General features: G+C 65.8%; 14 protein-coding genes. 8 read left to right on the top strand and 6 right to left on the bottom strand.

Annotated features, from left to right (window positions below):
• Nucleotides 1-10 precede the first annotated feature (10 nt).
• Genes ACIP5Y_RS27330 through ACIP5Y_RS27340 form a run of 3 tightly spaced genes read left to right on the top strand, consistent with a single transcriptional unit; the run spans nucleotide 11 to nucleotide 1,448 of the window.
• Complete coding sequence (locus tag ACIP5Y_RS27330; RefSeq protein ID WP_400354199.1) at nucleotides 11-691, top strand: TetR/AcrR family transcriptional regulator; 681 nt, start codon at nucleotides 11-13, stop codon at nucleotides 689-691.
• Nucleotides 692-713: 22 nt separating this feature from the next.
• Nucleotides 714-1,076: a cupin domain-containing protein gene (locus ACIP5Y_RS27335; protein ID WP_400354201.1), complete on the top strand. Its 363-nt coding sequence runs from the start codon at nucleotides 714-716 to the stop codon at nucleotides 1,074-1,076.
• Between the two features lie 42 nt (nucleotides 1,077-1,118).
• A complete protein-coding gene (locus tag ACIP5Y_RS27340; protein ID WP_400354203.1) occupies nucleotides 1,119-1,448 on the top strand; it encodes an ArsR/SmtB family transcription factor in 330 nt (109 codons plus the stop codon).
• A 3-nt stretch (nucleotides 1,449-1,451) separates the two neighbouring features.
• Here the strand turns inward: ACIP5Y_RS27340 and ACIP5Y_RS27345 are convergent, their stop codons facing one another.
• Nucleotides 1,452-2,270 carry a helix-turn-helix domain-containing protein gene (locus tag ACIP5Y_RS27345; protein WP_400354205.1) on the bottom strand — a complete coding sequence of 273 codons (819 nt, stop codon included), beginning with the start codon at nucleotides 2,268-2,270 and terminating at the stop codon, nucleotides 1,452-1,454.
• Nucleotides 2,271-2,307: 37 nt separating this feature from the next.
• Here ACIP5Y_RS27345 and ACIP5Y_RS27350 point away from each other — a divergent pair, with 37 nt between their 5' ends.
• Entirely contained in the window at nucleotides 2,308-2,877 is a 570-nt protein-coding gene (locus ACIP5Y_RS27350) for a hypothetical protein (protein WP_400354207.1), read from the top strand.
• Between the two features lie 72 nt (nucleotides 2,878-2,949).
• Here the strand turns inward: ACIP5Y_RS27350 and ACIP5Y_RS27355 are convergent, their stop codons facing one another.
• Together ACIP5Y_RS27355 and ACIP5Y_RS27360 are read right to left on the bottom strand one after the other, a co-directional pair.
• Nucleotides 2,950-3,507: a nucleoside monophosphate kinase gene (locus tag ACIP5Y_RS27355; protein ID WP_400354209.1), complete on the bottom strand. Its 558-nt coding sequence runs from the start codon at nucleotides 3,505-3,507 to the stop codon at nucleotides 2,950-2,952.
• Nucleotides 3,504-3,770, bottom strand: a complete 267-nt coding sequence (locus ACIP5Y_RS27360; protein WP_400354211.1) for a hypothetical protein — start codon at nucleotides 3,768-3,770, stop codon at nucleotides 3,504-3,506. The genes ACIP5Y_RS27355 and ACIP5Y_RS27360 overlap by 4 nt, the downstream gene beginning before the upstream one ends.
• A gap of 160 nt (nucleotides 3,771-3,930) precedes the next feature.
• Here ACIP5Y_RS27360 and ACIP5Y_RS27365 point away from each other — a divergent pair, with 160 nt between their 5' ends.
• The 4 genes from ACIP5Y_RS27365 to ACIP5Y_RS27380 all read left to right on the top strand — a co-directional run bounded on the left by ACIP5Y_RS27365 (nucleotide 3,931) and on the right by ACIP5Y_RS27380 (nucleotide 6,646).
• The gene (locus ACIP5Y_RS27365) at nucleotides 3,931-4,428 is read left to right on the top strand and encodes a DUF6879 family protein (protein ID WP_400355827.1); all 498 of its coding nucleotides are present in this window, start codon (nucleotides 3,931-3,933) and stop codon (nucleotides 4,426-4,428) included.
• A 63-nt stretch (nucleotides 4,429-4,491) separates the two neighbouring features.
• Nucleotides 4,492-4,923, top strand: coding sequence for a Scr1 family TA system antitoxin-like transcriptional regulator (locus tag ACIP5Y_RS27370; protein ID WP_400355829.1), 432 nt, complete (start codon nucleotides 4,492-4,494; stop codon nucleotides 4,921-4,923).
• A 160-nt stretch (nucleotides 4,924-5,083) separates the two neighbouring features.
• Complete coding sequence (locus ACIP5Y_RS27375; RefSeq protein WP_400354213.1) at nucleotides 5,084-5,452, top strand: YbjQ family protein; 369 nt, start codon at nucleotides 5,084-5,086, stop codon at nucleotides 5,450-5,452.
• 276 nt (nucleotides 5,453-5,728) lie between these two features.
• Entirely contained in the window at nucleotides 5,729-6,646 is a 918-nt protein-coding gene (locus ACIP5Y_RS27380) for a TIGR03620 family F420-dependent LLM class oxidoreductase (protein ID WP_400354215.1), read from the top strand.
• On the opposite strand, the gene ACIP5Y_RS27385 is transcribed toward ACIP5Y_RS27380, so the two are convergent.
• The 3 genes from ACIP5Y_RS27385 to recD are packed head-to-tail and all read right to left on the bottom strand — an operon-like array spanning nucleotide 6,568 to nucleotide 10,925.
• Nucleotides 6,568-8,055, bottom strand: a complete 1,488-nt coding sequence (locus ACIP5Y_RS27385; protein WP_400354217.1) for a flavin-containing monooxygenase — start codon at nucleotides 8,053-8,055, stop codon at nucleotides 6,568-6,570. The two genes, ACIP5Y_RS27380 and ACIP5Y_RS27385, sit on opposite strands and share 79 nt — an antisense overlap.
• A 45-nt stretch (nucleotides 8,056-8,100) precedes the next feature.
• Nucleotides 8,101-8,943 carry an alpha/beta fold hydrolase gene (locus tag ACIP5Y_RS27390; protein WP_400354219.1) on the bottom strand — a complete coding sequence of 281 codons (843 nt, stop codon included), beginning with the start codon at nucleotides 8,941-8,943 and terminating at the stop codon, nucleotides 8,101-8,103.
• Between the two features lie 23 nt (nucleotides 8,944-8,966).
• On the bottom strand, nucleotides 8,967-10,925 hold the full coding sequence (gene recD, locus ACIP5Y_RS27395; RefSeq protein ID WP_400354221.1) for an exodeoxyribonuclease V subunit alpha: 1,959 nt from the start codon (nucleotides 10,923-10,925) through the stop codon (nucleotides 8,967-8,969).
• Nucleotides 10,926-10,995 lie beyond the last annotated feature (70 nt).

The following is a 10,995-nucleotide window of genomic DNA, read 5'->3' on the forward strand; positions in this document are numbered from 1 at the left end:
ATTAATAGGCGTGACGCACCTCATGTCAAGCCGTCGCGGCCGGCCACCGCAGACCGAAAAACAGGCCGACCAGGTGCGTGCCCGCATAGTCCTGGCCACCGCCGAGGTGTTTGCCGCGCACGGCTCCCGCGGGCTGAACGTGGCCCGCATCATCGAGCAGGCCGGCCTGGCCCGGCCCACCTTCTACCGGTACTTCGCCAATGCGGTGGAACCCCTGCACGCGGTGCTCGAGGTCTCCAACGAGGACCTGGTCGGCGGCATCCGCTCGGCGCTGGAACGGACCCAGGAGCCGGTGCAGCTCGGCATCAACATGATCGACGCCTACCTGTACTGGGCCAGCGGTCACGGGCCGATGCTGGCCCCGCTCTTCGCGGAACTGCACGATCCGGGCTCGCCCGTGTCCACCTATCGCGAGCAGGCCCTCGACGACATCCGCGCGCTGATCCGCGTCAAGTTCGCCGAACTCGGCCGGCCCGTACCCACCGATCTGGATCTGGATACCTCGCTACAGATCTGCGAGTACGTCGTCTTCCGCATCTCGGCCGCGGCCCCGCACGCCGAACCCGATCCGGAAACCATTGCCGCAGCACGCGTCACGATGATCCGCGGCGTGCTGGCCATGCTGGGCCGTCGCGAGGATGTCGAGTACGCACTCACCATCGACGGTATATTCGATTCGGGCACTTCGTAATTCGGCCTCTACGATGGCGATCATGTCCGAGACTTCCGAACAACAGCTACCCGCCGCCGTCACCCGCACCGTCGTGCTCGACGTGGACGTGACCCCCGCCAAGCCGACCGATCGCATCCAGGCGCGCCGCATCTCCATGGCCGCGGGCACCGCCGCCGGTCTGCACGTGCACAACGGTCCCGTGGTGGGCAATATCGTCTCGGGCTCGGTCGCCTACCGCGTCGAGGGCGAGCAGGAGGTCGTGCTGCGGCCGGGAGATGTGTTCTTCGAACCCGAGGGCGCCCGCATCGCGCAATTCGACGCCCTCGACGAAGACGTCGTCTTCTTCGGCTACTTCCTGCTGTCCGCCGATCAGGAACCCACCCTCGAGCTCCTGGAGAGCTAGACCTCGTATCGACGAACCCCGATTCGTCGGTAAGCTGGGCGTATGACCCCCAGTGAGGAACCGGATCCCGAGATGGTGCGAGCGCTGCGCGCGCTCGCCAATCCGGTTCGGCTACAACTCCTCTCCTGGCTCCGCGACCCCGAGCGCCACTTCGACCTCACCGGCGCCACCATCGACCCCCACGAACACGGCGTCTGCGTCAGCCACATCCAAGCCAAGGTCGGCCTCGCCCAATCCACCGTCTCCGCCTACATGGCCGAACTGGAACGCGCCGGCCTCGTCCGCTCCACCCGAATCGGCAAGTGGACCCACTACAAGCGCGACGAACTCCGGATCTCGCAACTGGTCACAACCCTCGGCCGGTCCCTCTGAACATCACCCCGTAGCGGCCAGCGATCCGAGCAGGGCGAGAGCTTCGCGGCTCGGCGAGCCGGGTTCGGCGTGGTAGACGATGAGCGTCTGGCCGAGGCTGGAACGGACGTCGAACGCTTGCATCGTGAGAGTCAGCGGGCCGACATCACGGTGATCGAAGCGCTTACGCTCCAACGCCTTCCCTCGCGCGTCGTGAGTGGTCCACAGCTGCGCGAATTCCGGACTGCGATCGAGCAATTCGGCGAGCACCTGCCGGGTTCGCGGATCGTCGGGAGCCTCGCCGTAACCGAGCCGGAAGCCGGCCACCGAATTGCGGGCGACCTCATGCCAGTCCATATAGAACGTCCGGGCAGCGGGATCGGTGAACACGATGCGCATCAGGTTCCGCGAGTGGGTCCAATCGAGAAACAACGCATCACCGATCGCATTGGCCGCAAGCACGTCATAGGCGCGGTTGAAGACGACGGTCGGATTATCGGGCCAAGCATCCATGAGCTGTCGCAAACTCGGGTCGACGCGGTCCGGCACGGCAGCCGCGCGAGCCCGCGGACTGAGCCCCGCCAGCCGGAACAGATGCCCGCGGCCGTCCTCGTCCAGTCGGAGCGCCGCAGCCAGCGCATCGATCACCTGCGCCGACGGCCCGCGCTCCCGCCCCTGCTCGAGCCGCACGTAATAGTCGACGCTCAACCCCGCCAGCAGCGCGACCTCTTCGCGCCGCAGACCAGGTACCCGCCGGTACCCGCTGCTCGGGAGATTCACCTGATCCGGCCGCACCTGCGCGCGGCGGCCCCGCAGATAGTCGCCGAGTTCGGTTGGTGCCATACCGGCATCGTAGGTCGGCCCGGCATCGACATCCTGGGTGCACTACTCCCACGAAAACGCACGACTGATCGACGAGCGAATTCCTCTCATCATGCGGCTCGCGGCGGTCCCGGTTTCCTTCTCCACCGGTTATCTCACGGTGGTGGTATCACCGGAATCGCTGATGTGCCCGACAGGATGGGCCGGCGCCGTAACCCTGGGGAACTCAGCGATCATCACCGCACCCGATCCCGCTGCGGCAGAGAAGATCCGAACCGCCGGCGCCCGAATCTCGATCCCGCAGTTCGTCATCACAGAGCGTCTCGGCACCGTCTTGGATATCGCAGAGGTACGCGGCCCTGCGGCCCTGGCCTACACCAACGACAAACTCTTCCGCCCTGCACCAGTGCGCGCGAGCACGACCAAGCAGGTTCCCGCCCGAGATCCGGCACTGAATGAACTCCTGAAATCGTCTACAGCAGCCGACAGAGACGAGAGCGGTGCACTCAGCCGAATCGATCGTTTCAGCTGCCGGATACCAACTTTGGCCGAACCACACCGCACATATCTCGATATTCACCGCGCCCGATCAACGCGGCACCCAACTCAGCTTCCGATTGCAGCCTGACCATGAGGCGACCACCCGAGCGCTGTGATCAAATACCCGCCGATACCCAATACCCTGGTAGCAGTAGGTTTGTCATCTCAAGCCGAGCGCGGCCAGCGCACGGGCGCGTATCAGATCTTCATCGCCGACCGCATCGATCTCGGTTGCCCGATCGCCGTAGTGCTCGAATACCGAGTCGGCATTGTGCTGGTGGTGGCGATATTCGCTACGGACGCCCGCCTTGTCGGACATGACCGACACAGGCCACTGCTGCAGGATCACTTCCACGGGCACCACGAAGCGCAACACTCGGTCGAGGCGAGCACCCAGCTTGCTCAGCACAGCGTCCAGGTCGCGGGCGCACTGGGCGGTGTAGGGATAGCCGGAGAGGACGAAGCCGGTCGCGACGTCGGGCTCGCCCAATCGGTCGGCCACGACTCGGGCGGCCAGTGGGATGGGTGTTCGGGCAGCGGGCCCGCTTATCAGATATTCGTCGACTTCACGCCCCAGCGGCGTCCGCTTCATCCCGCACGCACGCACCATCTCTTCGAACGAAAAGCCCGGTACCCCAAGCCTTTCAGCCAGCATGTCACGTCGCTCCAGATGCATGAACCCTTCGCAGAACGGCGTCTTCAGCAAACCGATCCTCACCCGAACAACCGTAACCCCGCTCCACCGCGAGAGCTACGCACCGCCCCTTTCTGGGATTCCATCTGCCGGAGTGCGCTGTGTAGCTTCTGGATTCCGGTCTCGATGTGGTCGGCCACGATGACTTGACCGATCCGAAGGTTCTGTTCAGCAGCCCGCTGCCTAGCGTAAAACTCCGCCCAGTCGAGCCGCGCCTTCGTCGCCACCAGCGGCCTGTAGAGGAAGATGACCGCCTTGGCCGGCGGCCCCTGTGGAGTGTCGGTCATATCCGCCCTCTCGTCGTCGGTAGAGCCGTTTGGAGCAGCGAACTGCACCAGCCCCGCACCCCTGGCATAGACGCTAGGGACAGGCACAGAGCCCTCATGCTTCTGCGCTTCCTCGGAGTAGACACTCGTAACGGCGGTTCGCCGACGCTGTACGCCTCGGATCGAGAGACGTACGGACTGCCGACGCCGAGCATTCCATCTGGAAGTCCAAGACAGCTACGCGGTGGAGGACGAGGCCGAAGCATTGGCCAAGTTCCTCGAAACCGGCGAGTTCGTATACGACCGCGAGTGGCAGCACTGGGATGACCTCATGCGGGAGTTCGCCGAGTCCGGGCGCCTCGTGCAACGCGTGCGCGTGGTGACCGAACCCCATACCGACTACATCCGATTCCTGTATGCCACAACGGGAAGCAACATCGAATCGGGCGAGGACATACGCTGGCTCCCCCGTCATAGGATCGCCCCCGCGGAGCTGACTACAGACGATTGGTGGCTCTTCGACGACGACGCGGTAGCGTTCACGACCTTCAGGCCGGACGAAACCCTGGGAGGGTTCGCGGTCACCCGTGACCCGAGGATCGTCGAGTACTGCCGAACCGTCCGAGATCGCGTGTGGCCTTTGGCGATCCCGCACGCGGAATACCGCATCAAGCAGTGAGCAGCGTCCAGCAAGCACGGGAAACAAACCCCTTCCGAACAAGACATCCACGCCTGGTGTGCACTGACCAACGCGCCCCTGCACGTGGCCGACCTGATCGCCGCCATCGAAGCCCGTATGGAACGTCAGCAGGTCTTCCGGAAAGGAACCCGGCGCTTCCACTTTCTGATCGCCGAACAAGCGTTATACACGACGGTCGGATCGGACGAGATCATGATCCACCAGCTCGAACGCCTTGCCGCCCACGTTCGTTCGTCACGCGTCGCGATAGGGGTGATCCCGAGGACTGCAAGGTTCCGGGTACCAGTGACCAACTTCCTGATGTACGACGTTCGACAGGTCCACGTCGAGACCGTCAGCGCCGAACTCACGATCACTCAGCCCCGCGAAGTAGCGCTCTACGACCGAGCATTTCAAATGCTGGTCCAACAGGCCGCCAAAGGCGAATTGGCCCAGAACCTGATCAAAACAGCCCTCGAAATACGATCCGGATAACCCACAGGGGATACCCGGGTTTTCACCTACCTCGCTGGTCATACTCCCGCCGCGCGGGCCGCGACCTGAGGATGACGCTAGGCGGGACTTCAGGGCGATGCCGGGGAAGGGTCGAATGCCGAGGATCGAAGGGGTAGATCATCGAATGAGAGGACATGTTGTGAGCATCAATGACATCAGTGCACCCGCGGGTTCGCGGGCGAACGCCATGATCGTCAGCACCATGAACGATCTGCCCGGCTATCAGGTGGTCGAGGTGCTCGGGGACGTTTTCGGGTTGACGGTGCGCAGCCGCCACCTCGGTTCGCAGATCGGCGCGGGCCTCAAGTCGATGTTCGGCGGCGAACTCAAGGGTATGACGAAGATGCTGTACGACAGCCGAATCGAGGCCCAGCAGCGAATGATCGAACTCGCCCAGGAGAAGGGCGCACAGGCCATCCTCGCAATGCGCTTCGACGCCAACGACTTCGGCGACAGTGGCCAGGAGATCTGCGCCTACGGCACCGCAGTCAAAGTCCGTAAGCTGTAGTCGACGCCACGGGCCCCGATCCCCGGTCAGAACCGATGTCGGCGGCCCCGACGGTCCGCTCACCATCAGCATCCCCGATCTGGTCGCCACCCCGGATGCCCACCACGGCCATCCGGGGTTGCAGTATCTCGACTACCTGGGCAAGACCGTCGCCTGGTAGACGGCCCGCAACAGACCGGAAAGCGGCCCCAACAAGCCCTTTTTCGCCCACCTGGCAATCGTATCGAGAATCTGCGATACTTCGATTTATCGGTACGACACGTTCGAAGGAGACCAATGAGCGGCATCGACGGGATGGATCTGGGGAAGTTCGGCGTGTGGACGTTCGACTTCGAGGAGCAGCCGGCGGCACTCATCCGGGAATCGGCGCAGGAGCTCGAGGGACTCGGGTGGCGGGCGCTGTGGATCCCTGAAACCGTTGTGCGGGAGGCGTTCACGCATGCGGGGTTGCTGCTCGCGGCTACCGAGCGGATGCATGTCGTCAATGGCATCGCTCAGATCGCCTCGCGGGAGGCGCGGCGGACATTCGGGGCGGCGGCGCTGTTCGCCGATGCCTACCCGGACCGGCATGTGCTCGGCCTGGGTTACGGCGGTAAGCGGCCGGATGTCAGTCCGCTCACCGCCGTGAACAACTACCTCGATGAACTGGATGAGCTCGAGGCGGAGAACACCCTGCCGCCGCAGCCGATCCGGCGCATCCTCGCCGCCTACGGGCCGAAGATGCTGGAGCTGGCGCGGGATCGGTCGGCGGGTGCGCATACCTATCACGTGAATGTCGCGCATACCGCGCAGGCGCGCGAAATCCTCGGCCCCGGAGCGTTTCTCGGCGTCGAGCACGCGGTAGTGTTCGAAACGGATCCGGATCGGGCCCGCGAGATCGCGCGCACGCATTTGGCCGGATACCTCCAGAGCCCTTACAACCTGGCCAAGTTCCGCCGCCTCGGCTACAGCGAAGCCGATCTCGCCGACGGCGGGAGTGACCGTTTCGTCGATGACCTCGCGTTCTGGGGCGACCTCGACCACATCGTGGGCAAGCTGAACGAGCACGTCGAGGCGGGTGCGGACCATGTCGGCATCCAGGTCCTCGGCACGCGACCCGGCCGCACCGCCATGCCCTACTGGCGGCTGCTCGCCGAGGCGCTGGTCTCCCCCGCCGGTTCGAACACCATCGCCGAGTCGGTCACCGCGCCGTAGCGCAGTTTCGGCAGATCACGCAGGTAGTTCATGCGTAGCCGCCACGGCGTACGGTCGCCCTGTTTGGGCAGGATGTCCAGGGAGCGCAGCACATACCCGGGCTCGAAATCCAGGAACGGGGCGGTGCCGACGGACGGGTCCCGCACAGGAGTGGCCTTGGCGTAACCGTGCGCATCCATATGGCGCAGCAGGCGAACGACGTACTCGCACACCAGATCCGCCTTCAAGGTCCACGAGGCATTGGTGTAGCCGATGATGTAGGCGAAATTCGGCACATCGGACAGCATCATCGCCTTGTAGGCCATGGTGTCGGGCATATTCACCTTGTCGCCGTCCACCTCGAGATCGACGCCGCCGAACGGGATCAGGTTCAAACCCGTTGCCGTGATGATGATGTCGGCCTCGAGGTCCCGACCCGAACCCAGGTGCAAGCCGGTCTCGGTGAAGGTGTCCACGGTGTCGGTGACCATCTCCAGCTTGCCGTGGCGGATGGCGCGGAACAGATCACCGTTGGGCACCAGGCACAGTCGCTGATCCCACGGGTTGTAGCTGGGATTGAAATGGGTGTCGATGTCGTAGCCCTTGGGCAGCCAACGCTGCTGCAGGCCATGGATCCAGGCGCGCATGCGCTTCGGATAGCGTTGCGACAGTTGATACATCGCGGTGCTGAGCAGCACATTCTTGGCGCGAGCAACACCGTACGCGGCTTTCGCGGGCAGGAAGCGCCGCGCCTGGATCGCGAAACCGTCGCGCGCAGGCAGGGAGATGATGTACGACGGCGACCGCTGCAACATCGTCACCTGCGCGCCCTGCTCGACCAGCGCGGGACCCAGCGTCACCGCGGTCGCACCGGAACCGATGATGACCACCCGCTTACCGTCCACGTCCACCCGCTCCGGCCAATGCTGCGGATGGATGATCGGTCCCGGGAAGCGTTCGGTGCCACGGAAATCCGGTGTGTACCCCTGGTCGTAGCGGTAGTAGCCGGAGCAGCTGAACAGGAAGTTCGCGGTAATGGTGACCGGCTCTCCCGCATGGTCGGCCGTGACCGTCCATCGATCGTCCGCCGACGACCATTCCGCCCGCACCACCCGGTGCCGGTAGCGGATGTGCCGGTCGATGCCGTTCTCGGCGGCGGTCCCGCGCACATACGCGAGAATGTCATCGCCGTCGGCAATCGCCTTGTCCCCCAGCCACGGCCGGAACCGGTAGCCGAGGGTGAACATATCCGAATCCGAGCGGATGCCCGGATACCGGAACAGATCCCAGGTTCCGCCGAGCGCCTCGCGCATCTCGAAAATGGCGTAGGTCCGCCACGGGAAGGCCTGCTGCAGATGGTAGGCCGCATCGATACCGGACAGACCGGCTCCGACAATGAGCACATCGACGTGCTCGGGCACGCTCGTCATGCCTTCCATACTCGCGCACCGAGGCCCACGCTCGCGAAGAAAAGACTACGAACGGGCCAAGAAATCACCGATCACGCCCGCGACCCGCGGCGGATCCCCTTTGTCGAGGCCGAAATGATCCAGCCCGGGCAAGGTGCGAACGTCACTTTCCGGGATAACCCCGGCCAGCCGTGCATGATTGGCGCCGGTAGTGGGCCGGCGATCCTTGTCACCGTCGAGGATCAGCACGTCAGCGGTGATCTCGGCATAGTTCGAGTAGCTATTGTCCAAGCGCTCGAGCTCCCGATGCTCGCGCAGATTTTCTGCCAGCTGACCGACCACCGTATCCCTTTCGGGAGCTTTCATGAACATCGGCATCATGCGGCGGAACATCCAGCGCGGCATCCGGCGCACGGCATCCGGGCCGTTCGACCGGACGAATTCGACGAACGCATCGAATGGCTTGCCCTGATTCAAGAACATTTCATAGGCCGGCATCCAGTCGGTGGGTATCGAACCATCGATGGACACCCCAGGCTCATAGACCGCCAGCTTGCTGATCCCCGGATTCTTCCGAGCGGCCTCGAGTGCGACCGCGCCACCGTAACTATGGCCGACGACCAGGCCCGCACCGGTCTTGTCGAGCAGCGCCCGCAGATCCGCGACATCGATCCCGATGCGATAGTCCGGCGGCTGCGGCGCACTGTCCCCGTGCCCGCGCCGCTCGAGGGTGTGCACGGTGAACCGCTCACCCAGCGCCACCGCGAAGCGACCGTATCCGCTCGCCACCGACAGCGCGCCCGGCACCACGACCACGGCCGGACCCTGCCCGACGGTGAGATACGGAATCCGGGCGCCGTCCGCGGCGATCAGGCTGTCGTGCGCCTGCTCGGGTACTGCTTCGGCCATGAGAATCCCCTCCGGCCAGGACTTTACGCTCGCAGACCGCTCGCCCGCAGCACCCTGCGCCCGATCGCGGCGCGGATGGACTCCTCGGTGCCGAGCACCCGGACATGCCTGCGGGCGCGAGTAATGGCCGTATACAGCAGCTCCCGCGTCAGCAACGTCGACTCCGGTCCGGGCAGCACCACCGACACGTCGTCGTATTGGCTGCCCTGACTGCGGTGAATGGTCATGGCGTACACCGTCGTCACACCCGGGAACTGGGTGGGATGCACCAGATACGGTTCGGTGCCGCGCTGCAGGGCCGCGCGCAGGGTGCCATCCGGGATGCGGACGATGACGCCGGTATCGCCGTTGTAGATCCGCGCCTCGTGATCGTTCGCGGTGACCAGCAGCGGCTGCCCCGGATACCAGTGTCCCGCACCGGAATCCGTATTGATCCCGGCCGCGGCCACCCACCCGGCGGCCATCCGATCCCAGCGCTCCACGCCGTAGGGCCCCTGCCGGTGCGCGCACAGCAGCCGATGCGATTCGAGCGCGGTCAGCGCCGCGATCGCATCCCCGGCCATGGCCGCCTCGGTGGCGGCCCGCGACGCACGCAGCACATCCGCGCGCACCTCGGTGATGTCGTCCGGCATGTGCAGCGACAACTCGGTGCCGCCGGCCGCCAGCAACTCCAGCGCCGTATCCGCATCCCCGGCCCGCACCGCGACCGCCAGCTCGGCAATCCGCCCACCGAACCGCCGCCCCCGGGTGAGCCGGACAATCCCGCCGCGCAGCCTTTCTCGCTCCCGCGGGGTCAGCGTATCCGGATGCAGCGCGACCTGCCCCGACTCACCGCCGGGTACGTCACTGCGCCCGCGAACAGCGGCCCCTCCTGCCGCATCCGTTGCCACGGCACCGAATTCAGCTCCCAGCACCTGCTCCAGTGCTGGATTGGGTTGTCCCAGTACGGGTCCCGCGACCAGGTCCGCGAGCACCGCGCCCGCGTCGACCGACGCCAGCTGGTCGGGGTCGCCCACCAGGATCAGCCGGGCGTCCGGTCGGACCGCGGGCAGCAGGCGGCTCATCATGGTCAGCGACACCATGGAGGTTTCGTCCACCACGATCACGTCATACGGCAACCGGTTGAATTCGTTGTGCCGGAAGCGGCCCGCACCGCCACGCTGCCAGCCCAGCAGCCGGTGCAGGGTGGCGGCGGTGAGGTCCGGCAGGCCGATATCGCCCGCTTGCTCGCGCACGGATTCCTGGAGCCGGGCGGCGGCCTTGCCGGTGGGCGCGCCGAGCGCGATGCGCAGTGCGGGAGCGCCCGGGATGGCTTCCTGGTGGGCGACGAGCAAAGCGAGCACCCGGGCAATGGTGTGCGTCTTGCCCGTACCCGGGCCGCCGGCGACCACTGTCGTCCACTGGGTAGTCGCCAGTGCTGCGGCCAGTCGCTGCCGGTCCGGCGGCTCGTCCGGCCCGCCCTGCTCGGGGAAGAGCCGATCCAGTTCGCGGCGAATCAATCCCGCGTCGACCATCGGATAACTGGCGGCCCGCTCCGTCAGCACCCGGCGGATCGTCTCCTCCTGCCGGTAGTACCGGTCCAGGTAGAGCAGCGGCCCACTGTCCGCGCCACCGGCCGGATCGATGAGCCGCAGCGGCCGCAACGGACCCGCCGGACTCCCGCACACCAGCGGGCTCGCCCGCAATGCCGCGATCACCTGCTCGACATCCGGCCACGGCAGGGTCGCCGGATCGATCGACGTCTCCTCGGTCCCCTCCGCATCCACGCCGATCTCGTGCATGCGCCGCACTTCCAGGCACACCGACCCGGATCGCACGGCCCGCACCGCCAGCGCGGTCGCGAAGACCGCCGCCTCCGACTGCTCGCGCCCCAGCCGCGCCAGCCGCAGCGCCACATGCACATCCGCCGCCGACAGCACGCCCGCCGCATTGAACACCTGCAACAGTCCGGTCCCGCGCTGCGCCAATTGAATAGCCGTCACCCAGCCACCTCCACAATCGACTGCGCACACAACCAGGCCCGGGCCGCCACCGGCAGGGTGCGCCCGTACC

The sequence above is a fragment of the Nocardia sp. NPDC088792 genome (assembly GCF_044750615.1).
GTDB lineage: Bacteria > Actinomycetota > Actinomycetes > Mycobacteriales > Mycobacteriaceae > Nocardia.

What these genes read in the sequence shown, in the direction of transcription:
- ACIP5Y_RS27340 (WP_400354203.1), top strand. Translation starts at nt 1,119, where the DNA reads ATGACCCCCAGTGAGGAACCGGATCCCGAGATGGTGCGAGCGCTGCGC.
- ACIP5Y_RS27385 (WP_400354217.1), bottom strand. Translation starts at nt 8,055, where the DNA reads ATGACGAGCGTGCCCGAGCACGTCGATGTGCTCATTGTCGGAGCCGGT.
- ACIP5Y_RS27390 (WP_400354219.1), bottom strand. Translation starts at nt 8,943, where the DNA reads ATGGCCGAAGCAGTACCCGAGCAGGCGCACGACAGCCTGATCGCCGCG.
- ACIP5Y_RS27360 (WP_400354211.1), bottom strand. Translation starts at nt 3,770, where the DNA reads ATGACCGACACTCCACAGGGGCCGCCGGCCAAGGCGGTCATCTTCCTC.
- ACIP5Y_RS27345 (WP_400354205.1), bottom strand. Translation starts at nt 2,270, where the DNA reads ATGGCACCAACCGAACTCGGCGACTATCTGCGGGGCCGCCGCGCGCAG.
- ACIP5Y_RS27335 (WP_400354201.1), top strand. Translation starts at nt 714, where the DNA reads ATGTCCGAGACTTCCGAACAACAGCTACCCGCCGCCGTCACCCGCACC.
- ACIP5Y_RS27380 (WP_400354215.1), top strand. Translation starts at nt 5,729, where the DNA reads ATGAGCGGCATCGACGGGATGGATCTGGGGAAGTTCGGCGTGTGGACG.